Annotated in this window: 18 protein-coding genes, 2 tRNA genes and 1 pseudogene; 6 read left to right on the top strand and 15 right to left on the bottom strand. The window is 71.3% G+C overall.

The window, feature by feature from the left end; all coding sequences use genetic code 11:
• The first annotated feature begins 15 nt into the window (after positions 1-15).
• Positions 16-909, top strand: a complete 894-nt coding sequence (locus OHA58_RS24070) for a DUF3097 domain-containing protein (protein ID WP_405481302.1) — start codon at positions 16-18, stop codon at positions 907-909.
• A gap of 30 nt (positions 910-939) precedes the next feature.
• Here OHA58_RS24070 and hemW read toward each other — a convergent pair whose 3' ends face one another.
• Positions 940-2172, bottom strand: a complete 1233-nt coding sequence (gene hemW / locus OHA58_RS24065) for a radical SAM family heme chaperone HemW (protein WP_405481301.1) — start codon at positions 2170-2172, stop codon at positions 940-942.
• Between the two features lie 54 nt (positions 2173-2226).
• Entirely contained in the window at positions 2227-4182 is a 1956-nt protein-coding gene (locus OHA58_RS24060; RefSeq protein WP_405481300.1) for a SpoIIE family protein phosphatase, read from the bottom strand.
• 102 nt (positions 4183-4284) lie between these two features.
• Between OHA58_RS24060 and OHA58_RS24055 the strand changes: the two are divergent.
• Positions 4285-4968: pseudogene (locus tag OHA58_RS24055) on the top strand (HAMP domain-containing protein); the annotation flags it as partial.
• Positions 4969-5056: 88 nt separating this feature from the next.
• Here OHA58_RS24055 and OHA58_RS24050 read toward each other — a convergent pair.
• Positions 5057-6946, bottom strand: a complete 1890-nt coding sequence (locus OHA58_RS24050) for an AMP-dependent synthetase/ligase (protein ID WP_405481299.1) — start codon at positions 6944-6946, stop codon at positions 5057-5059.
• Positions 6947-7209: 263 nt separating this feature from the next.
• Positions 7210-9069 carry a translation elongation factor 4 gene (gene lepA / locus OHA58_RS24045; protein ID WP_266670433.1) on the bottom strand — a complete coding sequence of 620 codons (1860 nt, stop codon included), beginning with the start codon at positions 9067-9069 and terminating at the stop codon, positions 7210-7212.
• Positions 9070-9289: 220 nt separating this feature from the next.
• On the opposite strand from lepA, the gene rpsT reads away from it, so the two are divergent.
• Entirely contained in the window at positions 9290-9556 is a 267-nt protein-coding gene (gene rpsT, locus OHA58_RS24040) for a 30S ribosomal protein S20 (protein WP_100594244.1), read from the top strand.
• Between the two features lie 257 nt (positions 9557-9813).
• Here the strand turns inward: rpsT and holA are convergent, their stop codons facing one another.
• Positions 9814-10800 (bottom strand): DNA polymerase III subunit delta, encoded by a 987-nt coding sequence (gene holA, locus OHA58_RS24035; protein WP_405481296.1) that lies wholly within the window; start codon positions 10798-10800, stop codon positions 9814-9816.
• 57 nt (positions 10801-10857) lie between these two features.
• On the opposite strand from holA, the gene OHA58_RS24030 reads away from it, so the two are divergent.
• On the top strand, positions 10858-11103 hold the full coding sequence (locus OHA58_RS24030) for a hypothetical protein (RefSeq protein WP_405481295.1): 246 nt from the start codon (positions 10858-10860) through the stop codon (positions 11101-11103).
• 228 nt (positions 11104-11331) lie between these two features.
• Here the strand turns inward: OHA58_RS24030 and OHA58_RS24025 are convergent, their stop codons facing one another.
• The 6 genes from OHA58_RS24025 to leuS all read right to left on the bottom strand — a co-directional run bounded on the left by OHA58_RS24025 (position 11332) and on the right by leuS (position 21330).
• Positions 11332-12213, bottom strand: a complete 882-nt coding sequence (locus tag OHA58_RS24025) for a YceI family protein (RefSeq protein WP_405481293.1) — start codon at positions 12211-12213, stop codon at positions 11332-11334.
• A gap of 222 nt (positions 12214-12435) precedes the next feature.
• Positions 12436-15066, bottom strand: a complete 2631-nt coding sequence (locus tag OHA58_RS24020; protein WP_405481291.1) for a ComEC/Rec2 family competence protein — start codon at positions 15064-15066, stop codon at positions 12436-12438.
• Positions 15063-15926 (bottom strand): helix-hairpin-helix domain-containing protein, encoded by an 864-nt coding sequence (locus OHA58_RS24015; protein ID WP_405481289.1) that lies wholly within the window; start codon positions 15924-15926, stop codon positions 15063-15065. The genes OHA58_RS24020 and OHA58_RS24015 overlap by 4 nt, the downstream gene beginning before the upstream one ends.
• 679 nt (positions 15927-16605) lie before the next feature.
• Positions 16606-17451 carry a DegV family protein gene (locus tag OHA58_RS24010; RefSeq protein WP_405481288.1) on the bottom strand — a complete coding sequence of 282 codons (846 nt, stop codon included), beginning with the start codon at positions 17449-17451 and terminating at the stop codon, positions 16606-16608.
• Between the two features lie 63 nt (positions 17452-17514).
• On the bottom strand, positions 17515-18261 hold the full coding sequence (locus OHA58_RS24005) for a hypothetical protein (protein ID WP_405481287.1): 747 nt from the start codon (positions 18259-18261) through the stop codon (positions 17515-17517).
• Between the two features lie 174 nt (positions 18262-18435).
• Positions 18436-21330 (bottom strand): leucine--tRNA ligase, encoded by a 2895-nt coding sequence (gene leuS, locus OHA58_RS24000; protein ID WP_405481286.1) that lies wholly within the window; start codon positions 21328-21330, stop codon positions 18436-18438.
• 430 nt (positions 21331-21760) lie between these two features.
• Here leuS and OHA58_RS23995 point away from each other — a divergent pair, with 430 nt between their 5' ends.
• Both OHA58_RS23995 and OHA58_RS23990 read left to right on the top strand, forming a co-directional pair.
• Positions 21761-23074 carry a cytochrome b/b6 domain-containing protein gene (locus OHA58_RS23995; protein WP_405481284.1) on the top strand — a complete coding sequence of 438 codons (1314 nt, stop codon included), beginning with the start codon at positions 21761-21763 and terminating at the stop codon, positions 23072-23074.
• Positions 23071-24660, top strand: a complete 1590-nt coding sequence (locus OHA58_RS23990) for an NADH-ubiquinone oxidoreductase-F iron-sulfur binding region domain-containing protein (protein WP_405481283.1) — start codon at positions 23071-23073, stop codon at positions 24658-24660. The genes OHA58_RS23995 and OHA58_RS23990 overlap by 4 nt, the downstream gene beginning before the upstream one ends.
• Before the next feature lie 88 nt (positions 24661-24748).
• Here the strand turns inward: OHA58_RS23990 and OHA58_RS23985 are convergent.
• The 4 genes from OHA58_RS23985 to OHA58_RS23970 all read right to left on the bottom strand — a co-directional run bounded on the left by OHA58_RS23985 (position 24749) and on the right by OHA58_RS23970 (position 25791).
• A tRNA-Ala gene (locus OHA58_RS23985) sits at positions 24749-24821 on the bottom strand.
• A gap of 135 nt (positions 24822-24956) precedes the next feature.
• Positions 24957-25190, bottom strand: a complete 234-nt coding sequence (locus OHA58_RS23980) for a hypothetical protein (protein WP_116513021.1) — start codon at positions 25188-25190, stop codon at positions 24957-24959.
• A gap of 3 nt (positions 25191-25193) precedes the next feature.
• The gene (locus OHA58_RS23975) at positions 25194-25418 is read right to left on the bottom strand and encodes a hypothetical protein (protein WP_405481281.1); all 225 of its coding nucleotides are present in this window, start codon (positions 25416-25418) and stop codon (positions 25194-25196) included.
• A gap of 300 nt (positions 25419-25718) precedes the next feature.
• Positions 25719-25791 (bottom strand) — tRNA-Ala (locus tag OHA58_RS23970).
• Between the last annotated feature and the right edge of the window lie 5 nt (positions 25792-25796).

Below are 25796 nucleotides of genomic sequence, written 5' to 3'. Positions count from 1 at the left end.
TCTATCGTCTGCGGAATGCTCCCACCCGTCTCCCGCCACCGCCCCTCCAACGAGGGCCCTTCGGGCCCGCAGAGCCGTCTGTACTCCCCCGACTTCACCCCGCCCTGGAAGAAGCAGCAGGCCGCCCCCGAGGTGGCGGCGGACGTGGATCTCGTGGTCGAGGAGGTCACGACCGGGTTCTGCGGGGCGGTCGTCCGCTGCGAGAAGACGGCCCAGGGCCCGACAGTGACCCTGGAGGACCGCTTCGGCAAGCACCGGGTGTTCCCCATGGACCCGCGCGGCTTCCTGCTCGAAGGCCGGGTCGTCACCCTCGTACGTCCTGTGTCTGCCGCGCCCGTGCGTCCCACGCGCACGGCCTCCGGGTCGGTCGCGGTGCCCGGGGCGCGGGCGCGGGTCGCGCGGGCCGGGCGCATCTATGTGGAGGGCCGGCACGACGCGGAGCTGGTGGAGCGGGTCTGGGGCGACGACCTGCGCATCGAGGGCGTGGTCGTGGAGTACCTGGAGGGCGTCGACGACCTGCCCGCGATCGTCGCCGAATTCGCCCCGGGGCCCGACGCGCGGCTCGGTGTCCTCGTCGACCATCTGGTGCCCGGCTCGAAGGAGTCACGGATCGCGGCGCAGGTCACCGGCGAGCACGCGCTGGTCGTCGGCCACCCCTACATCGACGTGTGGGAGGCCGTGAAGCCGTCGGCCGTGGGCATCCGGGCGTGGCCCCGGGTGCCGCGCGGCCAGGACTGGAAGACGGGCGTGTGCCGGGCGCTCGGCTGGCCGGAGAACACCGGCGCAGCCTGGCAGCACATCCTGTCGCGGGTGCACAGCTACCGCGATCTGGAGCCCGAACTCCTGGGCAGGGTCGAGGAGTTGATCGATTTCGTGACGCTGCCCGCGGACCTCTCCCAGGAGTGTTAGGGGCCCGCCCCAGAACTGTTGGGGCCCGCCTCAGTCGACAAGGTCGCGGACGACCGCGTCGGCGAGGAGGCGGCCGCGCAGGGTGAGGACGGCGCGCCCGGACTCGTACGGGGCCGCTTCGAGCAGGCCGTCGGACAGGGCCCGGCCGGCGGCGGCGCGGCCCGCCGGCTTCAGGAGCGACAGGGGGCAGCCCTCGAGGAGGCGCAGCTCCAGCAGGATTCGCTCGACGCGCCGGTCCTCGTCCGACAGGAGCTCGCGCCCCGCGCCGGGCGAGCGCCCCTCCGCGAGGCGCCCGGCGTAGGCGCCCGGGTGCTTCACGTTCCACCAGCGCACCCCGCCGACGTGGCTGTGGGCGCCGGGGCCCGCGCCCCACCAGTCGGCGCCGCGCCAGTACAGCTCGTTGTGCAGGCAGCGCCCGGCGTCGGTGGTGGCCCAGTTCGACACCTCGTACCAGTCGAAGCCCGCCCCGCCGAGGACCTCGTCCGCGATCAGGTAGCGGTCCGCGTGGACGTCGTCGTCCGTCATCGGGACCTCGCCGCGGCGGATGCGCCGGGCGAGCTGGGTGCCCTCCTCGACGATCAGCGCGTACGCCGACACATGGTCGGGCCCGGCGCCGATGGCCGCCTCCAGCGAGGCCCGCCAGTCGTCGTCGCTCTCGCCGGGGGTGCCGTAGATCAGGTCGAGGTTGACGTGGTCGAAGCCCGCGGCGCGCGCCTCGGCGACGCAGGCCTCGGGGCGGCCGGGGGTGTGGGTGCGGTCGAGGATCTTCAGGACGTGCTGCTTGGCGCTCTGCATGCCGAAGGAGATCCGGTTGAAGCCGCCTTCGCGGAGGGTCTCCAGGTAGGCGGGTCCGACGGACTCGGGGTTGGCCTCCGTCGTCACCTCGGCGTCGGGCGCGAGCCCGAACTCGTCGCGGATCGCCCCGAGCATCCGTACGAGGTCGTCTGCCGCGAGGAGCGTCGGGGTGCCGCCGCCGACGAAGACGGTGCGCACCTGGCGCGGGTCGTCGCCGAGGACCTTGCGGGCGAGGCGCACCTCGTCGACGAGGGTGTCCGCGTAGTTGTCGCGGGAGGCGAGCACACCGCCGGAGCCGCGCAGCTCGGTCGCGGTGTACGTGTTGAAGTCGCAGTAGCCGCAGCGCGTGGCGCAGTACGGGACGTGCAGATAGAACCCGAGGGGCCGGCCCGCCGCCCCGGCCAGGGCGGAGGCGGGCAGCGCGCCGTCGTCGGGGACGGGCTCACCGTCGGGGAGTGCGGAAGGCATGGACCTATTGTCCCGCAGCCGTGAGGTTGTCCCGCCGGTCGCTGCTCCGGGGGGTCAGCGGGCCTGGAGGACCAGGAGGGCGAGGTCGTCGTCCGGCGGGCTTTCGGAGAATTCGTGGACCAGGCGTCTGATCCGCTCGGCGAGCAGGGGTGCGGTGAGGCCCGTGCAGCCGGCGAGGGCGTGGGAGAGGCCGTCGCCGTCGTCGAACTGGCGGTGCCCGTCCCGGCGCTCCGTCACCCCGTCCGTGACGCACAGGAGGGTGTCGCCGTCGTGGAGTACGAGGCTCTCGCTGGTGTAGCCGGGGTCGTCGACGACCCCGAGGAGCACCTGGGGCTCGGCGGCGGACACGACCAGGCCGTCGGGCCGCAGCAGGAGCGGCAGCGGGTGTCCGGCGGAGGCCAGGGTGCAGCGCATCCCGTCCTCGGTGGCCACCAGCTCCCCGTAGAGCAGGGAGAGGAAGCGGGGCGCGCCCTCGGGTGTGAGGCCCTGGCCGCCCTCGGCTGCGAGGGCGCGGGCCGCGGCGTCGGCCGCCTCCGTGGCGTCGTCGAGGAGGAGCCGGTTGAGGCGGTCGAGGACCTCGGCGACCTGGTACCCCTCGCGGGCGAGCAGCCGCAGCCAGGGCCGGGCGAGGCCGATGACGACGGCCGCCTCCGGGCCCTTGCCCTGTACGTCGCCGAGCGCGAAGCACCAGCGGCCGTCACCGGCGGGGAACACGTCGTAGAAGTCGCCGCCCGGGCCGCCCGCGTCGCGCGGCTCGTAGACGAGCGCGGACTCGATGCCGGGGATCTGGGCGACGGCGGAGGGCAGCAGTCCGCGCTGGAGGATGCGGCTGATGGTGGCCTGGCGGGCGTAGCGGCGGGCGGCGCTGACGGCGAGGGCGACGCGGCGGGCGAAGTCCTCGACGAGGCCGGTGACCTCGTCGGGGAAGCGGGTCAGGCCGGCCCGTCCGATGAGGAGGGTGCCCACCGCGCGGCCGCCCGCGCTGAGGCGGTAGGCGAGCGCGGCGCCGGCCGGGTCGCCACCGAGGGACTCGAAGGGCCACGGCACGGGGACGGCCGCGCTGCGCGCCGCGTCGGTGGGCTGCGGCGGGTCCTTCTCCAGGATCTTGCGGAGCTCCTCCATGCGGTTCTCGCTGGTGTGCCAGACGCGGGCGAGGCGGGGCGTGGCGAGGGCGCCGGTGCCGCGGCCCGCCCGGTCGGCGGCGCCCCGGTCCGGCCTGCCGTCCTCGTCGTCGAGCCAGACGGCGCACCAGTCGGCGAGGCGCGGCACCAGCATCTGTCCGGCGAGTGAGGCGACCTGGTCCTCGTCGAGCTGTCCGGCCAGCAGGTCGGATGCCTCGGCGAGGAAGGAGAGCGCGCCGCGGTTGACCCAGTCCTGGTCGTGCGGGAAGCGGCGCGGCGTGGGAGCCAGTATGTCGGCGGCGCGCAGCCCGCGCTGAAAGGTGGTTCTTGCACCGGGGTACGCCTCGGGGTCACCGCCCCGCGGCCCGGCGCCGTCGACGGGGAGGCGGGCCCAGACGGTCTTGGTGCCGGGCTGGTACGTGATCCCCCAGGCGTCGGAGAGGGAGGCCACGAGGCGCAGGCCGCGCCCGCACTCGGGGGTGTCGGGGCCCATGTCGGTGCGGTCGCTGCGGACGGCGCGGGCCGGGTGGTGGTCGGAGACCTCGATGACGAGGGCGGTGGGCGCGCACCCGCCGTCCAGGTCGTCGGGGTGGCCGGTTTCGAGACGGCACAGCAGCTCGACATTGGTGCCCGCGTGGACGACGGCGTTCGTGACGAGTTCGCTGAGTACGACCACGGCGTCGTCGGTGAGCCGGTCGCCGCCGCCGGCCGTGGCGGTCAGGCCGAGCTCGGCCCAGTCGGCGAGAGCGCCCCGTACGAAGCGGCGGGCGGCCGCGGGGGCCAGCGGGTTTCCGGGCAGCGAGGTCCGCACGGCGGCCGGTGCTCCCGGGGGACGGGAGGGCTCGTCGGTGGCGTAGGTGGTCTCCCGTTGCAGCGGAATGGACCCCACGGTGCGGCTCCTGAGCAGTTCGGGCAAAGACGCCTCAGGCGACACGGACAGAGTGACAGACTGGCCCCGCCCATAAGCACCGAGTCATCGAAGTGGGCCACCATGAGTGAGAACAGTGCTACGCGTGCTCCGGATCCGGGCCGGATCGAGCACTGAACTGCGTGCGCTTCTCGCCGCGATGACGTCGGCGCGGGACGGCGGCTTCACCAAGGCCCCGGAGACCGGGGAGGGCCTGGCGGCCGAACTCGGCGCGATGTTCCACCAGATCATGGACCGCAGCCGGCACTACAACGCCGAACTGGCGTGTGTGCGGCGGGAGATCGTGCGGCACGAGCGGGTCGGGGCGAGCCCGGGGCAGGGCTCGTGGGCGTCGCGGGTGAACGACGTGAACACGATCATCGGCGCTCTGGTGGCACCGGCGGCGAACGCGACGCGGGTCCTGGACGCGGTGGCGGGCGGCGACCTCACGCAGCGGGTCGACCTGCACGACGGGAACCGTCAGCTCCGGGGGACCTGCGCCGCCTCGGCCGCGCCGTGAACAAAATGGTCGACCAACTCTCCCTGTTCACGGGTGAGGTGACGCGGGTGGCGCGCGAGGTCGGCACCGAGGCCCGGCTCGGCGGATTCGCCAAGGCGCAGGGGCTGTCCGGGAGTTGGCGGGACGTGACCGAGGCGGTCAGCACGATGGCGTCCCGCCTGACCGCGCTGGTGCGGGACATCGCGCTGGTGCGGGACATTGCGCCGGTGACGACGACGGTGGCGCGGGGCGATCTGACGCGTACGGTCAGATGGAGGAGCTGTTACGGGAGATGCGCCGCGGCCGCACACCGTAGTGGCGGACCGCGACGCATCCCTCAAGCGGTGACGCGGGGCGTCACTTCTCGCGTGAACCCGCGTACATCTCGTCGATCAGGTGCCCGTACTCGCGCTCGACGACCGGCCGCTTCAGCTTCAGGCTCGGGGTCAGCTCGCCGTGCTCGATGTCGAGGTCGCGCGGCAGGAGCTTGAACTTCTTGATGGTCTGCCACTTCTGGAGGCCCTGGTTGAGCTCCTTGACGTAGCCGTCGACGAGTTCGACCGTGGCGGGCGCGGCGACCACCTCCGCGTACGACTTGCCCGCCAGGCCGTTCTCCTTGGCCCAGTCCAGGATGGACGGCTCGTCGAGGGCGATGAGCGCGGTGCAGAAGTTCCGGTCGGCGCCGTGCACCAGGATGTTCGAGACGTACGGGCACACGGCCTTGAACTGGCCCTCGACCTCGGCGGGCGCGATGTACTTGCCGCCCGAGGTCTTGATCAGGTCCTTCTTGCGGTCGGTGATCTTGAGGTAGCCGTCGGGCGACAGCTCACCGATGTCGCCGGTGTGGAACCAGCCGTCGGACTCCAGGACCTCGGTCGTCTTCTCGGGCAGCCCGTGGTAGCCCTGCATGACGCCGGGGCCGCGCAGCAGGATCTCGCCGTCGTCCGCGATCCGCACCTCCGTGCCGGGCAGCGGCTTGCCGACCGTGCCGGTGCGGTACGCCTCGCCGGGGTTGACGAAGGACGCTGCGGAGGTCTCCGTGAGGCCGTAGCCCTCCAGGATGTGCACACCCGCGCCGGCGAAGAAGTAGCCGATCTCGGGGGCAAGCGCGGCGGAGCCGGAGACGCAGGCGCGCAGCCGGCCGCCGAACGCCTCACGCAGCTTGGAGTAGACGAGCGCGTCGGCGACCTTGTGCTTGGCGCCGAGAGAGAACGGCACGCTGGCGGTCCCGGTCCTGCGGAAGTTGTCCTGGCTGACCTTCGCGTACTCGCGGGCGACCTCGGCCGCCCACTGGAAGATCTTGTACTTGGCGCCGCCGCCCGCCCGCGCCTTGGCCGCGACCCCGTTGTAGACCTTCTCGAAGATGCGCGGGACGGCCGCCATGTACGTCGGCTGCACGACGGGCAGGTTCTCGATGATCTTGTCGACGCGGCCGTCGACGGCGGTGACGTGCCCGACCTCGATCTGCCCGGAGGTGAGGACCTTGCCGAAGACGTGCGCGAGGGGCAGCCACAGGTACTGCACGTCGTCCGGGCCGACCAGGCCGGTCGCGGCGATGGCCTTCGCCATGTACGACCAGTTGTCCTGCGGGAGGCGCACACCCTTGGGGCGGCCGGTGGTGCCGGAGGTGTAGATCAGCGTCGCGAGCTGGTCCGCGGTGATCGCGCCGACCTTCTCCTTGATCAGGTGCGGGTTCTTCTCCAGGTGGGCGGCGCCGCGCTTCTCCAGGTCGGCGAGCGTGAGCACCCAGCCCTCGGGGTCCGCGGCGTCCGGCTCGACCCCGGCTTCGTCGATGACGACGACATGGGCGAGGTCCGGCAGCTCGGCCCGGCGCTCGCGGGCCTTGGCCAGCTGCGCCGCGTCCTCGGCGATCAGGACCTTGCTGTCCGAGTCCGCGAGGATGAACGCCGACTCCTCGGCGTTGGTCTGCGGGTACACGGTGGTCGTCGCGGCGCCCGCGCACAGGATGCCGAGGTCGGCCAGGATCCACTCGACCCGCGTGGAGGAGGCGAGCGCGACCCGCTCCTCCGGCTGCACGCCCAGCTCGATCAGGCCGGCCGCGATCGCGTAGACCCGCGTCGAGGCCTGCGCCCAGCTCAGCGACTTCCACTCCTCGGGGCCCTCACCGGAGGCCGATGGCACCGGGTAGCGGTAGGCCTCGGTATCCGGCGTGGCCGCCACGCGCTCCAGGAAGAGGGCCGCCACGGACGGCGGACGGTTCTCGATCAGGGTCTGTGTGTCGCTCACGACGTCCTCCGGGGGCCCGCGGCAGCGCGGCGAGACTGGGCGCGGCTGGCTGTTGGCGGCTGTTGTTTAACTGGCGAGTAACTACCGAGCAGTGATCAGAGTAGAGCGCGGTCGCCCGGTGCGTAAGGGGCCGCAGCCTGTCATTTCTTGTCGACAGCCGCTGTACACACGGCCCCCACAAAAGGCCCGCACAACAATGCCGGGAATTCAAGAGGCCCGCCGCACTGACGCGCGACGGGCCCCGGACAGCTGTGACGACCGGCCTACTTCTTCTTCGTGCCGCTGTCGTCGCTGGAGAGCACGGCGATGAAGGCTTCCTGCGGCACCTCGACGGAGCCGACCATCTTCATGCGCTTCTTGCCCTCCTTCTGCTTCTCGAGCAGCTTGCGCTTACGGGAGATGTCACCGCCGTAGCACTTGGCGAGGACGTCCTTGCGGATCGCGCGGATCGTCTCGCGGGCGATGACCCGGGAGCCGATGGCGGCCTGGATCGGCACCTCGAAGGCCTGCCGCGGGATGAGCTCGCGCAGCTTGGCGACCAGCCGCACGCCGTACGCGTACGCCGCGTCCTTGTGCGTGACCGCGGAGAAGGCGTCGACCTTGTCGCCGTGCAGCAGGATGTCGACCTTGACCAGGCTGGAGTCCTGCTCGCCGGTGGGCTCGTAGTCCAGGGACGCGTAGCCGCGCGTCTTGGACTTCAGCTGGTCGAAGAAGTCGAAGACGATCTCCGCGAGCGGCAGCGTGTAGCGGATCTCGACGCGGTCCTCGGAGAGGTAGTCCATGCCGAGCAGCGTGCCGCGACGGGTCTGGCAGAGCTCCATGATCGAGCCGATGAACTCGCTGGGGGCGAGGATCGTGGCGCGCACGACGGGCTCGAAGACCTTGTCGATCTTGCCTTCGGGGAACTCGCTCGGGTTGGTGACCGTGTGCTCGCTGCCGTCCTCCATGGCCACGCGGTAGACCACGTTGGGCGCGGTGGCGATGAGGTCGAGCCCGAACTCGCGTTCCAGGCGCTCACGGATCACGTCGAGGTGGAGCAGGCCGAGGAAGCCGACGCGGAAGCCGAAGCCGAGGGCGGCCGAGGTCTCCGGCTCGTAGACGAGCGCGGCGTCGTTGAGCTGCAGCTTGTCGAGGGCCTCGCGCAGGTCCGGGTACTCCGAGCCGTCCAGCGGATAGAGGCCCGAGAAGACCATCGGCTTCGGGTCCTTGTAGCCGCCGAGGGCCACGGTGGCGCCGTTGTGCAGGGAGGTGATCGTGTCACCGACCTTGGACTGACGGACGTCCTTCACGCCGGTGATGATGTAGCCCACCTCACCGACGCCGATGCCGTCGGCCGGGGTCATCTCCGGAGAGGAGACACCGATCTCGAGCAGCTCGTGCGTGGCGCCGGTGGACATCATCCGGATGCGCTCGCGCTTGTTGAGCTGGCCGTCGACGACTCGTACGTAGGTGACGACGCCGCGGTAGGAGTCATAGACCGAGTCGAAGATCATCGCGCGGGCGGGCGCGTCAGCGACGCCGACCGGGGCCGGGATCTCGGCCACGACCTTGTCGAGCAGCGCCTCGACGCCCATGCCGGTCTTCGCGGAGACCTTCAGCACGTCGTCCGGGTCGCAGCCGATGAGGTTCGCGAGCTCCTCGGAGAACTTCTCGGGCTGGGCGGCCGGCAGGTCGATCTTGTTGAGAACCGGGATGATCTTGAGGTCGTTCTCCATCGCCAGATAGAGGTTGGCGAGAGTCTGCGCCTCGATGCCCTGGGCCGCGTCGACCAGCAGGACCGTGCCCTCACAGGCCGCGAGGGACCGTGAGACCTCGTACGTGAAGTCCACGTGCCCCGGGGTGTCGATCATGTTGAGGATGTGAGTGTTGCCCGGGTCCTCGCTCGGGGCCCAGGGCAGACGCACCGCCTGGGACTTGATCGTGATGCCGCGCTCGCGCTCGATGTCCATCCGGTCGAGGTACTGAGCACGCATCTGCCGCTGCTCGACCACACCGGTCAGCTGGAGCATCCGGTCGGCGAGCGTGGACTTGCCGTGGTCGATGTGCGCGATGATGCAGAAATTGCGGATCAGAGCCGGGGCGGTACGGCTCGGCTCGGGCACATTGTTAGGGGTCGCGGGCACGCAGGGTCCTGTCTCTTGAGGCGCCTGTCGCCTCGGGTCGGATCGATACGTAGGTTCCATGGTCCCACGGACGCGGGACTGCGCCCGGTTTGGGCCGCTCGGAGCACGGCTGGTAACGTTGACAGCTGTGTCTCTTGCCCTCTCAGCACGAGGCACCTCAAGAGAAATCACCGGCACGTGGGCGTGAGCTCGCGTGCCTGAACCTGAAAAGGCTCATTTCGTGGCGAACATCAAGTCCCAGATCAAGCGGATCAAGACCAACGAGAAGGCTCGTCAGCGCAACAAGGCTGTCAAGTCCTCCCTGAAGACCGCGATCCGCAAGGCCCGCGAGGCCGTTGCCGCCGGTGACACCCAGAAGGCCGAGGAGCTCACGCGCGAGGCTTCGCGCAAGCTCGACAAGGCCGTCTCCAAGGGCGTCATCCACAAGAACCAGGCCGCCAACAAGAAGTCGGCGCTTGCTTCCAAGGCTTCTTCCCTCAAGGGCTGAGTACCCACTCCCTCACGGGACGGGCACTCCTTTGATGTGATCGCCGGACGGACCCGAGCGGGCCCTCTCTCTCCGCTCCCGGCCGGCACCCCGGATCTGCACGCGACTGCGTTCGCCACGCGGGTGCGGATCCATCGAGCTTGAACCTGAAACCCCGCACAGCGGTCCTTCCCCAGGACGGCTGGCGGGGTTTTGGCGTGCAGGCGGGGTTTTTGGCGTTCCGCGGATACGTGTCCCAGGACCCGCCGTCGGACGGCTCAGCCGCGGCGGGAGCGGGCGGCCCTTGCGATGGTGACCACGGCCTTCTCCAGGGCGTACTCGGGATCGTCCCCGCCGCCCTTGACGCCCGCGTCGGCCTCGGCGACGGCCCGCAGCGCGGCGGCCACGCCGTCCGGTGTCCAGCCCCGCATCTGCTGACGCACCCGGTCGATCTTCCACGGCGGCATCCCCAGCTCGCGGGCGAGATCAGCGGGCCGGCCACCGCGTGCCGACGACAGCTTGCCGATGGCGCGGACCCCCTGGGCGAGCGCGCTGGTGATCAGCACCGGCGCCACCCCCGTCGACAACGACCACCGCAGCGCCTCGAGCGCCTCCGCGGCGCGGCCCTCGACGGCCCGGTCGGCGACGGTGAAGCTGGAGGCCTCCGCCCGGCCCGTGTAGTACCGCGCGACGACCGCCTCGTCGATCGTGCCCTCGACGTCCGCGCCGAGCTGCGTCACGGCGGACGCCAGCTCCCGCAGGTCACTGCCGATCGAGTCGACCAGGGCCTGGCACGCCTCCGGCGTCGCGGAACGGCCGGTCGCCCGGAACTCGCTGCGCACGAACGCCAGCCGGTCCGCCGGCTTGGTCATCTTGGGGCAGGCGACCTCGCGGGACCCCGCCTTGCGGGCCGCGTCGAGCAGCCCCTTGCCCTTGGCGCCGCCTGCGTGCAGCAGCACCAGCGTGATCTCCTCGGCGGGAGCCGCGAAGTAGCCCTTCACGTCCTTGATCGTGTCGGCCGAAAGATCCTGCGCATTGCGTACGACCACGACCTTGCGCTCGGCGAAGAGCGACGGGCTGGTCAGCTCGGCGAGCGTGCCGGGCTGGAGCTGGTCGGAGTTAAGGTCACGCACATCGGTGTCCGCGTCGGCGGCTCGGGCGGCCGCCACCACCTGCTGCACGGCGCGGTCGAGCAGCAGGTCCTCCTGCCCCACAGCGAGGGTGACAGGGGCGAGCACGTCGTCTGTTGAAGTCTTCCTGGCCATCGCGGTCAAGCATCCCACGCGGCACTGACAACCCCCGCCGTGCCGGAGAATGGGCGGGTGACCGATGCACGACATGTACTGGTGCTGCCCGACCGCGACACCGCGGAGGAGGTGGCCGAGGAGCTTCCCGGCCGGTTCGGCGTCACCGAGGAGCCCCAGCTCGTACGGGACGCTCTGGCCGGTGAGGACGACGCCGAGGACGCCCAGTGGCTCGTGGTGATCGAGGACCCCACCGGCCGCCTCGACGCCGCCTCACTCGACGAATTCGCCGCGGAGCACGAGGGCTGGCTCGAAGCGCCTTAGACCGACCGGCAAATGGGGGTGGGTGAAGGAGCGGGGCTGGGTGCGTGCAGTTGCAAGGCGGAGGATTGAGGCATGGCGGAGCCATGGTGATTGACGACAACGCCGATGGGGGTCCCCCCTGCTCGAGCGAAGCCGAGAGCTTGGGGGAGTGCGTGCCCAGCCCCGCGACGCCGCCCCCATTTGCCGGTCGGTCTTAGCCGCGGCGGCCATGGCCGGGCTGCGGGGGCGTCAGCTCTTGGGGACGATCTGGATGTCGAGCTCGATCGTCACGCTGGAGCCGATCGCCGCGATCCCGCGGGCCAGCATCGTCTGCCAGTTGACCGTGAAGTCGTCGCGGTGCAACTCCGTGGTGGCGCGGCAGGCCGCACGGGTCTCCCCCTCCATGCCGTTGCCCAGACCCAGGTACTCCGCGTCGAGCGTGACCGTGCGCGTCACACCGTGCAGGGAGAGAGCGCCGGTGATCGCCCAGCGGCTGCCGCCCTTGTGCACGAACCGCTCGCTGTAGAACTCGAGCGTCGGGAATTGGTCCACGTCGAGGAAGTCGGCCGACCTGAGGTGGTCGTCGCGCATCTTCACGTTCGTGTCGATGGACGACGCGTCGATGACCACGTGCATCGCGGACTGCCCGACCCGCTCGGCGATGTGCAGCGCCCCCGCGAACGTGTTGAACCGGCCGTGGATCCGGGCCAGTCCGATGTGCCGCGCCGTGAACCCGACCGACGAGTGCGCCGGCTCGATCTCCCAGTCCCCGGCGTCGGGCAGGGCGGGCGGCTGGGCGACCTGGAGCATGACGTCACCGAGAGAGGAGTGCGTGCTGTCGCCGACCGTGGCGCTCCCCCGGTACGGCGTGTAGCCCTCCGCCGTGACCGCGAGCCGGTAGTCACCGGCGGGCACGGCCGCGACGAACGAACCGAACGGGTCGGCACCGCCACTCACGACCGTGCGCCCCATGGCGTCGCTCACCGCGAACTCGGCGCCGCGCACCGGCTCGTTGACGGGGTCGAGTACCCGGCAGCTGACGAACCCCGCACCGGGCGGCACGCTCACCCCCACGAGAGGACTTGTTCGTTGAGCCCGGTTCGTACGGTTTCCCAGCCAGCGGCCGAACATGTGCGAGACACCCCAGTGAAGCTTGACACCACCATCAACGAAGATGCATTCGACCACCGTTGTGGCATTCGAGGCAACACGGGCCCACATCGCGGGAATGCCAGGGACTGTTACCCCCTATATAGAGATGCCTGAATTAGTCATTCCGCTTACCGTTTCGCCAGCCCAGAGGCATTTCTACCAGCCGGTAACAGTGCGTTCGGCTCGGGTGCGTGGCACCCGTCACGACCCGCCCGCCACCACACCGAGCCCCGCGCCCTCCCCCTCCCCGGAACGGGCCGACCCGGATCCGTCCTGCCCGGACCCGGTGACCGCCAACGCCCCGTCCCGGTCCGTCCGGAGGACCGCCGCTCCCCCGGCCCGCAACTCCGCGACCGTACGCGCCGACGGATGCCCATATTGGTTGTTCTCACCGCAAGAGATCAGGGCGAGCCGGGGCGCGAGCCGGCGCAGAAGTACCGGATCCTGGTAGGCCGAGCCGTGGTGGGCGACCTTGAGAACGTCCACGGGTGGCAGCGCCGCCGCCACGGGGGATCTCAACAGGGCACGCTGCGCCGGTGGTTCGAGGTCACCCATGAGCAGCAGGGTGAGGCCCGCGGTACGGACCAGCAGGGTGACACTCGCGTCGTTCGGACCGTCCGGGTCCGGGGCGGGTCGCGGCGGCGGCCACAGCACCTGCCATGCGAGCCGGCCCGTCCGCCGCTGCTCCCCCGCGACGGCCCGGGTCATCGTGATGTGCCGCGCCTCCGCCAACCCCCTGACAAAACGCACCTGTTCAGGCGGCTCGTCGAACCCCGTCGTCTCGATCGCCCCCACCTCACGCCCACGCAGCACCCCGGGCAGACCCGCGACATGATCCGCGTGGAAGTGGGTCAGCAGGACGAGCGGGACCCGGGTGATCCCGAGCGAGCGCAGGCAGCGGTCGACCAGCGCCGGATCCGGCCCCGCGTCGACCACCACCCCGGCCCCCGTGCCCGCCGCGAGCACCAGCGCGTCCCCCTGCCCCACATCGCACATCACCATCCGCCACCCCGGCGGGGGCCACCCCGTGATCACCCGGGTCAGGGGCCTCGGCTGCATGACCACGAGAACCAGGAGCAGCACACATATCCCCATGGCCAACGGAGACTTGAGCACCTGACGGCCCACGAGGACCACGCCCAGAGTGACCGCGGCGAGCAACAGCCCGCCCCTCGGGCCACCGGGCCAGTCCACGCCCCCGCCGGGCAGTGCGGCCCCCGCGCGTGCGATGTCCGCGATCCATCCGGCGGGCCAGCTCGCGCACCAGGCAAAGGCCTTCGCGACCGGCATCGCCAGCGGCGCGGCGGCCAGCGCGGCGAACCCCAGCACCGTCGCCGGCGCGACCGCGAACTCCGCGAGCAGATTGCAGGGCACCGCCACCAGGCTCACCCGTGACGCGATGACCGCGACGACCGGCGCACACACTGCCTGCGCCGCGCCGGCCGCGGCGAGCGCCTCCGCCAGGCGCGGCGGACACCTGCGCCGTCGCAGTGCCGCACTCCAGCGCGGGGCCAGGGTCAGCAGCGCACCGGTGGCCAGGACGGACAGCAGGAACCCGTAACTCCGGGCCAGCCAGGGGTCGTACAGCACCAGCAGCAGTACGACCGTGGCCAAGGCCGGGATCAGGGACCTGCGTCGCCCGGTGCCGATGGCGAGCAGCGCGACGGACCCGCAGGCCGCCGCCCTGAGCACGCTCGGCTCCGGCCTGCACACGATCACGAAGCCGAGGGTGAGCGCGCCGCCGAGCACAGCGGTTGCCCGGAGCGGGATCCCCAGCCTCGGCGCGAGGCCACGGCGCTCGGACCGGTGTGCGGTGCCGGGCGGGCCGATGAGCAGAGCGAGCAGGATCGTGAAGTTCGCCCCGCTGACCGCCGTCAGGTGCAGCAGGTCAGTGGCCTCGAACGCCTCGTGCAGCTCGGGCGGGACACGTGAGGTGTCCCCGACGACAAGCCCGGGAAGCAACGCGCGCGCATCCCCCGGGAGCCCCTCGGTCGCCTCCCGCAGCCCACCCCTCAGCTTCCCCGCGAACCGCTGAGCCGTCGAGGGCGCGCCGACGACCCGTGGGCTCTCGTCCCGCCCGACGCGGAGCAGGGCCGCGACCCGACCTCCGCCGGCCGACGCGGGTGCCAGCCCTCCGTGCACGACCAGCCGCGTGCTGGGCAGGAGCGACAGCCACGGCGTCCTCCCCGCGGCGGCGCGATCCACGTCGACGAGGACCAGAACCGGTGTACGCACCCGCGTCCCGGCACCGCCCGAGGATCCGCCCTGCGCGGCGTCGCCGACCTTCAGCACATCGGCGGCGATGACGACGGAGGAGGGAGCCGGGTGGTCCCCCTTCACGCGGGAGCGCGTCAGCCGCGGGTCGGCCGTCACCTCCAACTCGACTGTCACCCGGGCGAATTGCCGGGCAAGCCCGGGAACAGGCCCGCGCGTCAGATCCGCGCCGTGCAAGGCGGCCGAGGCCGCGGACGCGGCAACGCACAGCAGCACGGCGGCCACGGACATACGAGGCCAGAGCGAGAACACTCTGCGGGGAGGGCGGGGTGGCGGTGACCGTAATTCCGGAGGCGGGGGCTGTAGTGGCGGACGTGGCGGCTCCGTCCTCCCTGACCGCCCCCGCGTCGCCCCTCCCAGTAACAACACTCCGGCCACCGCCGCGCAGGTCAGCGCCAGAGCCGTCACCCAGACCGCCGGAGCGTCCAGGGTCACCGCTGCCGTGGCCCACGCCGCGAGTGCCGGAGGGACGAGACGGAGGTCTGCCGGACCCTCCTGCCGAGGGTTCGAGTCACCCAAGGAGGAGTCCGAGGCCGGTGCAACTCCCGTGCTCCTCATGGCCGTACGAGATTCTGGAGGTCGGAGAAACGCCGGTCGCCGATGCCGTTGACCTCGCGCAGCTCGTCGACGGAACGGAACCCCCCGTGCTCGGTGCGGTAGTCGATGATGTGCTGGGCCAGCACGGGTCCGACGCCCGGCAATGTGTCGAGTTGCTCTGCGGTAGCGGTGTTGAGACCGATCGGCCCCACAGGCGCGGCCCCCGTCCCGGCAGAACCCGCAGAACCCGCCGAACCTCCCGAGCCGATCCCTCCCGGCGCCGCTGGTGCGCCCACGACCACCTGCTCACCGTCCGCCAGCAGTCGTGCCCGGTTGATTCCCGTGGGGTCCACGCCCGGGCGGATCCCTCCGGCGGCGCGCAACGCGTCGGCGACCCTGGATCCGGCCGGCAGCCGCTGGATCCCGGGACTCCGCACCTTCCCGCTGACGTCCACGACGATCCCCGCCCCCGACGCCCCGGCCGCCCCATCCGTACCGCCCGCAGCCGACGCCCCGGCCGGGGCGGGTGCCGACGGCCCGGCATCCGGCTCCTGACCGGCGACGGACGAACCCGCCACTTCCTCGGGCACCGCCGATCGGACCACCTCGGGCACGCTCACCGGCTGAGCCCGTCCGGTCCAGAAGTGGTGCACGGCGAAGCCCGCCGCCACGGCCAGGACCACGACCAGAGCGATCACGCTCCGCCGCTCCAGCCCGCACCGCGTCTGCATCCACAGCGGCAGCCGCTCCCGCACGGCAAGCCCAGCCCGCTCCCGCCACGAGGCCGTATCCCTCTCCGCCTCGCCCGCCGGACCGTCCCACTCCTCCCTGAACTCCTCCCTGAACTCCTCCCTGAACTCCTCCCTGAACTCCCCCGGCACCGCACCCACCCCGACCCCGCCCTCGTCGGCACCGGCGTCGGCACCGGCATCGGCATCGGCATCGGCATCGGCATCGGCCCGAGCCCACCGAGGAGGACGTGAAGAGACCGTCCCGGCCCACGGTGGAAGAGGCGGACGCACCGGCGGCACCCACTCGGCCGGATCAGGCGGACTCGGCACACCCTGCGGACCAGGCGGACCGGGCGGACCGGGCGGACCGGGCGAGAGACTCGGCGCACCAGGCAAACCCCGTGAACCCGGCGGCCCACCCCGCCCCTCGGCGAATAACGCCTCCGCCCGCAACCTCAACGCCTCGGCCGACGCCTGCCGATAGCGCCGCCGCACCCGCCTACGCCGCTGCCACGTCCCCGACGCCGCCCCGGCGCCGGACGCCACCCCCGACGCCACATCCCCCGCGGCCGCGTCAAGCGGCTCTGAACGTACCGACGTCTCTGAACGTACCGACGTCTCTGAACGTACTGATGTCCCTGAAAGTGCTGATCCAAGTGCCATGCCACGAACGCTAGGCACTCCGCCGAAACCGCGGTGATCTTGCTCAATTCCCGGGGACAACCCGGCAGTTGTGGATAACTCCGTCACCCACAAGCTCAGCCCAACTCACGGACCACGCCCCCCGGCTCAGAGCACGGCACCACACCGCATCGCACTGCCCCTCACCTCACCGAGGCGAAACAACCGCCCCCAGCAACCCCGGCCCCGTGTGCGCCCCGATCACCGCGCCGACCTCGCTGACATGAAGGTCCATGAGCCCCGGCACCCGCTCCCGCAGCCGGTCCGCGAACGTCGCCGCCCTGTCCGGCGCGGCGAGATGGTGCACCGCGATGTCGACCTCGCTCGTTCCCGCGCGCTCGGCGACGATCTCCTGGAGCCGGGCGATCGCCTTCGACGACGTGCGCACTTTTTCCAGCAGTTCGATACGACCGCCTTCGAGCTGCAACAGCGGTTTCACGGCGAGCGCCGAGCCGAGCAGGGCCTGGGCGGTGCCGATACGGCCACCGCGGCGGAGGTAGTCCAGGGTGTCGACGTAGAAGTACGCGGACGTGGCTGCGGCGCGTTTCTCCGCCGCGGTCACGGCCTCGTCGACCGTGCCGCCGCCGTCGGCCACTTCGGCGGCGGTGAGCGCGCAGAAGCCGAGGGCCATCGCGACCATGCCGGTGTCCACGACTCTGACCGGCACCGGCGCCTCGCGCGCGGCGAGTACCGCGGCGTCGTAGGTGCCGGAGAGTTCGGACGACAGATGGAGCGAGACGACGCTGGTGGCACCCTCTTCGGCCAGCTTGCGATAAGTGGCGGCGAAGATCTCGGGGCTGGGCCGGGACGTGGTCACCGGCCGGCGCTTCTGCAGGGCTTCGGCGAGCGAGCGGGTGGAGATCTCGGCGCCCTCTTCGAGGGCCCGGTCGCCAAGGACCACGGTCAGGGGGACCGCGATGATGCCGTGGCGCTCCATCGTCCGCTGCGGCAGGTAGGCCGTTGAATCCGTGACGATCGCGACATGGCGGGACATGAGCTGGAGATTACCTGCCCGGGCCGGTGGACGGCAGCCCGGCCCCGGTGGCCCGGTCACACGTCAAGTCGTGCTCTCCGGGCGGGCTTTCTTCTGCCAAGGATAGGCCGGGCGCGGGTCGGTGGGCGAGAGCGCGGGCCGGCCGGGCTCCTCGGCCCGCCCGCCGTGCGGAGTCCCTGGCCAGGTCTGATGCGCGGCAGGGCGCTCCGGGGCCGATGCCTCGGGCCACGAGGGCGATGTCTGCGCGGGCTCGGGCGACGGTTCGGTCGTCCAGTGCCGCAGCGCGCCCGCCTCGATGTCGATCTGGGCGCTCAGGGAATCCAGGTCGTCGTCGGCGATCCGGTGGGCGCGGTCCCTGGCCGCCCGGCGCAGGGAGTCGGCCGAGGCGGTGATCTGCTCCGTCCGCTTGCGCAGATCGGGCAGGAGCTCGGCGAGATGCGCCTTGTCCGGCTCGGTCTCAAGACGCTTGAGGTCGTCGTCCAGCTCGTGCCCGTGCACGCTGAGCCGGCCGAAGAGGTCCAGCGACTCCTTGAGCGAGGCGTCCTCGGCCACGCGCGCGTGGAGCGCGTCCTGCGTGGACCTCATCGACGTACGCAGCTTGAGCCGCAGTTGCGCGAGCTCGCCGGCCGCGCCCGGCTGCACGAAGGTCCGCGCCTTGAGCGTCGTGTCCTCGACGGACCGGCGGGCCTGCGCGACCGTGCGGTCCACTCCCCGCTTGGCGGCGCCGACGACCTTCACCGTCACGTACGCGCCCAGGGCCAGGAACAGTACGAACATGAGCGCCACGATCGCGATCACGGCCTCTCCCATGACGCTCCTCCCGACAAGGTCGGCGGTCCGTCCGCCTCTTCCACCGTAAACGGAAAAGGCAGGCCGGAGGTTCCAGCGGAACCCCCAACCTGCCCGTAGGGAACAACCCTGATTTGGCTGTACCGAGTGGTCGCCCAGCACCGGCCACCGCTCACGCGAGGCCGATGTCACCGCTCACGCGGGAACGATGTTCACCAGCTTCGGCGCCCGCACGATGACCTTGCGGATGCCCGCGCCGTCCAGCGCGGCGACGACGCGCTCGTCGGCCAGGGCCACCTTCTCCAGCTCCTCGTCGGAGATCGACGGGGACACCTCCAGGCGCGCCTTGACCTTGCCCTTGATCTGCACGACGCAGGTCACGGACTCGTCCACGACGTACGCGGGGTCGGCGACGGGGAAGTCCTGGTGGACGACGGAGTCGGTGTGGCCCAGCTTGCGCCACAGCTCCTCGGCGATGTGCGGGGCCAGCGGCGCGACCAGCAGCGCCAGGCGCTCGGCCACGCTGCGCGACAGCGGGCCGCCCACCTTGGTCAGGTGGTTGTTCAGCTCGGTGACCTTGGCGATGGCGGTGTTGAACCGCATGCCCTCCAGGTCCTGGCGGACGCCGTCGATCGCCTTGTGCAGGGCACGCAGCGTGGTCTCGTCGATGGCGGAGTCCTCGGTGTCGACGACGGTGACCTCGCCGCTCGCCTCGTCGACGATGTTGCGCCACAGTCGCTGCAGCAGACGGAACTGGCCCACTACCGCGCGCGTGTCCCACGGCCGCGAGACGTCCAGGGGGCCCATCGCCATCTCGTACAGACGCAGGGTGTCCGCGCCGTACTCGGCGCAGATCTCGTCCGGCGTGACGGCGTTCTTCAGGGACTTGCCCATCTTGCCCAGCAGGCGGGAGACCTTTTCGCCCTCGTAGTAGTACGCGCCGTCGCGCTCCTCGACCTCGGCGGCGGGCACCGCGATGCCGCGGCTGTCGCGGTACACGTAGGCCTGGATCATGCCCTGGTTGTACAGCTTGTGGAACGGCTCGGCCGACGAGACGTGGCCCAGGTCGAACAGCATCTTCGACCAGAAGCGGGCGTACAGCAGGTGCAGGACTGCGTGCTCGGCGCCGCCCACGTACAGGTCGACGCCACCGGTCGGCTGACCCTCACGGGGGCCCATCCAGTACTGCTCGATGGCCGGGTCGACCAGCTTCTCGCTGTTGTGCGGGTCCAGGTAGCGCAGCTCGTACCAGCACGAACCCGCCCAGTTGGGCATGGTGTTGGTCTCGCGGCGGTACTTCTTGGGTCCGTCGCCCAGGTCCAGCGTGACGTGGACCCAGTCGCCGTTGCGGGACAGCGGTGTCTCGGGCTGGGTGTCGGCGTCGTCCGGGTCGAACGTGCGGGGGCTGTAGTCGTCGACCTCCGGCAGCTCCAGCGGCAGCATCGACTCGGGCAGCGAGTGGGCGACACCGTCCTCGTCGTAGACGATCGGGAAGGGCTCGCCCCAGTAGCGCTGGCGGCTGAACAGCCAGTCACGCAGGCGGAAGTTGACGGTGCCTCGGCCGATGCCGGTGCGCTCCAGCCACTCCGTCATGCGCGCCTTGGCGTCGGTGACGCCCAGGCCGTCGATGGAGATCTGCTCGCTCGCGGAGTTGACCAGCCGCGCCTCGTAGGAGGCGAACGCGTCGTCCCATGTGGCGGTGTCGGTGCCGCGGTCGTCCGAGGGCTCCACGACGCAGCGCATCGGCAGCTCGAAGGCGCGCGCGAACGCGAAGTCGCGGGTGTCGTGGGCGGGGACGGCCATGATCGCGCCGGTGCCGTAGCCCATCAGGACGTAGTCGGCGATGAAGACGGGAACCTGCTCGCCGCTGACCGGGTTGGTCGCGTACGCGCCGGTGAAGACGCCGGTCTTGTCCTTGGCCTCGGCCTGGCGCTCGACATCGGACTTCGAGGCCGCCTGCTTGCGGTAGGCGGCGACGGCCTCGGCGGGCGTCGCGTGGCCGCCCGTCCAGACGTCGTGCGTGCCCTCGGGCCAGGCGGCGGGGACGATCCGGTCCACCAGGTCGTGCTCGGGCGCCAGGACCATGTACGTGGCGCCGAACAGGGTGTCCTGACGGGTGGTGAAGACGGTGATGGCCTCGTCGCCGACGGGGAAGTCGACGCGGGCGCCCTCGGAGCGGCCGATCCAGTTCCGCTGCTGCAGCTTGATCGCCTCGGGCCAGTCCAGGGCGTCCAGGTCGTCCAGCAGGCGGTCCGCGTAGGCGGTGATGCGCATGTTCCACTGGCGCAGCTTGGCCTTGAAGACGGGGTAGTTGCCGCGCTCGGAGCGGCCGTCGGACGTGACCTCCTCGTTGGCCAGGACGGTGCCCAGGCCGGGGCACCAGTTGACGGGCGCCTCGGAGGCGTAGGCCAGCCGGTACTCGCTCAGTACGTCGGCCCGCTCGGCGGCGTTCAGCTCGTGCCACGCGCGCGTGGAGTCCGGTACGGCGCGTTCACCGCTCTCGAACTGCGCGATCAGCTGGTCGATCGGACGGGCCTTCTTCGCCTCGTCGTCGTACCAGGAGTTGAAGATCTGGACGAAGATCCACTGGGTCCACTTGTAGTACTCGGGGTCGATCGTGGCGAACGACCGGCGCTTGTCGTGGCCCAGACCCAGCCGGCGCAGCTGGGACTTCATGTTGACCATGTTGGCTTCGGTGGACGTGCGCGGGTGGGTGCCCGTCTGCACGGCGTACTGCTCGGCGGGCAGGCCGAAGGCGTCGAAGCCCAGGGTGTGCAGGACGTTGTGCCCGTTCATGCGCTGGAAGCGCGCGAAGACGTCCGTGGCGATGTAGCCCAGCGGGTGGCCGACGTGCAGGCCCGCACCCGAGGGGTATGGGAACATGTCCATGACGAACTTCTTCGGCTTGGCGGCCAGCGCCCTGTCCGCCTCGGTCCCGCCCGCCAGGTCACCGCTCGGGTTCGGCGCCTCGTACGTGCCGTCGGCGTCCCAGAAGTCCTGCCAGCGTGCCTCGATGTCGGCGGCCATCGCCGCCGTGTAGCGGTGCGGCGCGGCCACCTCGGAAGCGGCAGCGGAATTCGTCTCGCTCATGATCCTCAAAGCTCCATCGATCGTCTCTGCTTACGGAACTGACCGCGCTGGCCAAACAAAAATGCCCCTCGCACAGGAGGGGGCGCCGCGCCGATTCCGATCCGCGATTCGTCAGCGGTCGGGACTGATCAGCGCGGCTCGCTAAGCAGAAGGCGTACGGCACGCATGGCGTCAGGGTACCGCAGGGCCCACACGGGCCGCGACGGGCTTACCGGGGAGGCCCGCGGGACGGCCGCGGAAGGGCCGGAGGAGGCCTTCGGAAGGTGCATGGGCCAAGGGTTACCCCGCGTACCGACCCCTATCGGGGCAACACAAAGTCCACACCTCCGATAGATAACAACGAGATAACTCAAACCCCGTACTGGCTGGTATGGGTCGACCTAGAGTGCGGCAGCGGGACCACTTTGCCGAACCATTCGGAGTCGCCCCCATGAACCCTCCACTGAACTCCCCGTTGAACTCCCCGACGAACGGGCAGCCGCTGAATCCGTTCCCCCAGCTTCGAAATACCCGGCGCCCCCGGCGCAGGATCCGCCCGTCCCCCGCACCCAGCCGGACGGCACGAGGGGCCCTGTGCGCGGCGGCGCTGCTGCTGATACCCCTCGTGGTCCTCGTCGGGAGCGACGCCTTCCGCGCCGCGCTCGACTTCACCACCGGGGTGCTGTCCCTGGTCTCCCTGACGGCGTCCGTCGTCTGGGGCCTGGTCGCCTCCGACCGGCTGTTCCTGACCTCGCGCCAGCGCCTGCTCTCCCAGGGCGTGCACCGGGCCACGGCGGTCGCCTCGATCGGCTTCCTGCTGCTGCACGTCACGGTCAAGCTGGCCCTCGACCATGTGTCCGTGGTCGGCGCGCTGATCCCCTTCGGGCTCGGCGTGACCGGCAGCGCGGGCCTGATCGGCCTCGGCTCGCTCGCCGGGCTCCTGATGGTCACCACCGGCGTCACCGGCGCGCTGCGCAAGGCCTTCGCCTCCCCGGCCCAGATCGCCTCCCGCTGGCGCGCCCTGCACATGCTGGCCTACCCCGCCTGGTGCTCCGCGCTGATCCACGGCCTGTACGCGGGCCGGCAGCCGAAGACCTACGTGGTGGTCCTGTACTGCCTGTGCCTGGTCGCTGTGGGCGGTGCGGTCGCCCTGCGCGCGGCGCCGGGACCGATCAAGCGCAAGGTCGCCGCCCGCGTCCTCGCGCTCCTCGACGGCGACGGCAGGACTCAGGGCACCCGCCGTAGGGACGTCACCGAATCCCCGCTGCCCGGCAGCGCCGGCCGCCCCGCGCCGTCCGACCCCCGCTTCGACGTGGACCGCGAGCCCCCGCCGCGGCCGCGCGACAACCCGCTCCAGATGCCGTCCCCCGGCATGCCACCGCTGTACGAGGCTCCGGCGCGCCCCGCGTTCGAGCCGCGCCCCGCCACCGCGGGCATCGGCTTCTCGGCCGCCTACCGGGCGGTCTCGACCCCGGCGGACCCGCTCTTCGGCGCCCCGCCCCCCGGGGACCCGCTGACCCTCCTGGACCTCCAGCCCACCGAGGCCCTCCCGTTCGTCGACCCCGAGCCCCCCGAGCGCTGGCCGGCCCCGTCCCCGCCGCCCCCCGCGCCGGCACCCCCCTCGGCGTACGACCCCACTCTCGACACCCCCTACGGCGGCATCCCGAGCTTCGAGGAAGAGTCCGCCACCGAAACGCTGCCCGGCCCGTTCCAGGCCCCCGCCGCGGGTGAGCCCTGGAACACGCCGCCCGGAGGCATTCAGTGAACACCGCGCTGCCCGACGTCCCCGAAGTCCGCGTCGTCGGTCTCCCCCAGCTCACCTCGGGCTTCGACCTGGTCGAGCGACTCGACCTCGACATGCATCTGAAAGTGCACGGCCCGCTCGAACCGATGGGCGGTGAGCAACTGGCCGCGCTGGCCGGGCAGATATCGCTGCGCGGCCGCGGCGGCGCGGGGTTCCCCTTCGCCAAGAAGCTGCGCGCCGTCGCCCAGTCCGCGATACGCCGCGGGGTGCGCCCCGTCGTCGTGGTCAACGGCAGCGAGGACGAACCCGCCTGCCGCAAGGACACGGTGCTGATCAACCGCGCCCCGCATCTCATCCTCGACGGCGCGCTCCTGGTCGCCGAGGCGCTCGGCGCCCGCACCCTCGTGGTGGGCGTGACCCGCGACTCCACCGAGGCGTCCATGCAGGCCGCGCTCCTCGAAAGGGGACTGTCCAACCGCCGTGGCGCCCCGCTACGCGCGCGCGTGCAGCGCAACCCCGTACGCATGGTCACCGGGGAGTCCTCCGCGCTGATCCGCTCGGCGGACGGCGGACCCCCGGTGCCTCCGGGCCGCAAGGTGCGCGCCTCCGACTCCGGGGTGGGCGGCGCGCCCACCCTGCTGTCGAACGCCGAGACGTTCGCCCAGCTCGCCGTCGCGGCCCGCACCGGGCCCGAGCGCTACTGCCGCACGGGCCTGCGCGACGAGCCCGGCACGATCCTGCTGACCCTCTCCGGAGCCGTCGCCCGCCCGATGGTCCTCGAAGTGCCGGCGGGGGTGCCCCTGCGGTACGTGCTCCAGCTCGCGGGCGCCCCGCCGATGCCCCAGGGCGTGCTCACGGGCGGCTATCACGGCAAGTGGCTCGACGCCTTCGCGGCGCAGGAGGCGGTGGTCTCCCGCGCCTCCCTGGAGGCCGCCGGTGGCGCGCTCGGCGCGGGCGCGATCCTGCCGATCGGCCCGGACACCTGCCCGCTCGGCGAGGCGCTGCGGGTTGCGCAGTGGCTGGCCTCGGAGAGCGCGGGCCAGTGCGGGCCCTGTTATCTGGGTCTGCCGGCGGCGGCGCGCGGCCTGGAGGACGTACTGAACGGCGGCGGCCCCACCGCCCTCGAAGCCCTCCAGCAGGTCACCAGGGCGGTGAAGCGGCGCGGCGCGTGCAAGCACCCGGACGGTTCGGCGGCGTTCCTGGAGTCGACGGTCTCGGCGTTCACGGACGATCTGGCCGCGCACGTCCTGGGCGGCGGCTGCGGGCGCCCGGTGCAGGGCGTACTGCCCCTGCACACGGAGGCGCCGCAGGGCGAGTCCCCCAGCGGCCGGCGGCTCGCGGTGGACTGGACGCTGTGCGAGGGCCACGGCCTGTGCGCGGACATCGTGCCGGAGCTGATCCAGCTGGGCCCCGACGGCTATCCCTCGGTGGCGGAGGCCCCGGTGGCGCGCTATTCGGAGGCGCGGGCCGTACGGGCCGTGCGCCGGTGCCCCGCGCTGGCGCTGCGTATCGAGGAGGACCCGGCGGCGGTTCCGGCCCGTCCGGCCCTGCCGCCCGCGCTCCCGCCGGGCCGGGGACGCAGGGCGCTGGGCAGCGGGCGCGGCTGACCCCGCGAACGCGCCCCGCGGGGCTGCGTGACGGCATACGAAAGCGGGCCACCCTGTTCGGGTGGCCCGTCTTCATGTCCATCTGCTGTGGAGCTAAGGAGAATTGAACTCCTGACCTCCTGCATGCCATGCAGGCGCTCTACCAACTGAGCTATAGCCCCTTGCGGCCACGCGGCGGAGCCGCATGTTCACCGTGTCGCCCGGTTTCCCCGGCGGCGACGCCAACATTACCGGGCACCCGGTGCATCACCAAATCGTTTCCACCTCGGTCCGATTTGCCCGAATTTACGCCACCCTCAGGCCGTGGCGAACGAATAGAACCGCTTGAGCGTGCAGTGCTCGTCGAGCAGCCGGCCGTAGATCGGCTCGCCCTCCAGCTCCCGATATGTCTCGATCGGGTCGCCCTTTATGATCAGCGCCCGCGCGCACTCCTCGCACCAGTACTGGTAGTCGGGGTTGACCGGCTCCATGTCCCTGACGATGGGCGTGCCGCTGCCGCACCAGTCGCACGTCCTCCTGTGTGCACCCATCGATCAGCTCCAGCTGTGGCCGCAGGCCGTGCACACGTACGAGATCCCGCCGTTGTCGCCGAGCATCTGCGCGACGTGGAAGGAGCCGCAGGACGGACAGTCGAGGAAAGAGGAAGAAGAGGGGGAAGGAGAAGGGGAAGTCATGTGCTGCCCGCAATGGGCTGCTTCGGCCGGTCTCACTGTCACGCCGAGGGGGCGGTCGGCCGCCTCGGTGATGCGCGCGGGCATCGCGTTCTCCCTCCCGTCGGGCCGTCTTCGCCGATCGGACGCGGCCCTCTACCGGCCGTCCGATTCTGCCACGGCCGGAGCGTCACGGTCAGCGACGCATGAGTACCGGTCCGGACACGGCGCCGAGTTCGCCCGCTCCGGCCAGCACTTACGCACACACCCACACACGAGGACCACATCCGCAGACCTATACGCCCCTGGGACACCAAGCGCCTCAAGGCAGTTGGGAAAACTGTGCCGGGTAACAAAAAATCCCGCCCTTACCCGGACGGGATCTTTGAGAAGCAGACGCTTCGACTGTGGAGCTAAGGAGAATTGAACTCCTGACCTCCTGCATGCCATGCAGGCGCTCTACCAACTGAGCTATAGCCCCTTGCG

The sequence above is a fragment of the Streptomyces sp. NBC_00009 genome, from assembly GCF_045040855.1.
GTDB classification, from domain to species: domain Bacteria; phylum Actinomycetota; class Actinomycetes; order Streptomycetales; family Streptomycetaceae; genus Streptomyces; species Streptomyces aureus.
This window is presented reverse-complemented; position numbering and strand designations above follow the sequence as displayed.

Coding starts and splice junctions, on each gene's coding strand:
- OHA58_RS24070 (WP_405481302.1), top strand. CDS start 16: ATGCTCCCACCCGTCTCCCGCCACCGCCCCTCCAACGAGGGCCCTTCG.
- hemW (WP_405481301.1), bottom strand. CDS start 2,172: ATGCCTTCCGCACTCCCCGACGGTGAGCCCGTCCCCGACGACGGCGCG.
- holA (WP_405481296.1), bottom strand. CDS start 10,800: ATGGCCAGGAAGACTTCAACAGACGACGTGCTCGCCCCTGTCACCCTC.
- OHA58_RS24025 (WP_405481293.1), bottom strand. CDS start 12,213: ATGTTCGGCCGCTGGCTGGGAAACCGTACGAACCGGGCTCAACGAACA.
- OHA58_RS24020 (WP_405481291.1), bottom strand. CDS start 15,066: ATGAGGAGCACGGGAGTTGCACCGGCCTCGGACTCCTCCTTGGGTGAC.
- OHA58_RS24010 (WP_405481288.1), bottom strand. CDS start 17,451: ATGTCCCGCCATGTCGCGATCGTCACGGATTCAACGGCCTACCTGCCG.
- OHA58_RS24005 (WP_405481287.1), bottom strand. CDS start 18,261: ATGGGAGAGGCCGTGATCGCGATCGTGGCGCTCATGTTCGTACTGTTC.
- leuS (WP_405481286.1), bottom strand. CDS start 21,330: ATGAGCGAGACGAATTCCGCTGCCGCTTCCGAGGTGGCCGCGCCGCAC.
- OHA58_RS23995 (WP_405481284.1), top strand. CDS start 21,761: ATGAACCCTCCACTGAACTCCCCGTTGAACTCCCCGACGAACGGGCAG.
- OHA58_RS23980 (WP_116513021.1), bottom strand. CDS start 25,190: ATGGGTGCACACAGGAGGACGTGCGACTGGTGCGGCAGCGGCACGCCC.
- OHA58_RS23975 (WP_405481281.1), bottom strand. CDS start 25,418: ATGCCCGCGCGCATCACCGAGGCGGCCGACCGCCCCCTCGGCGTGACA.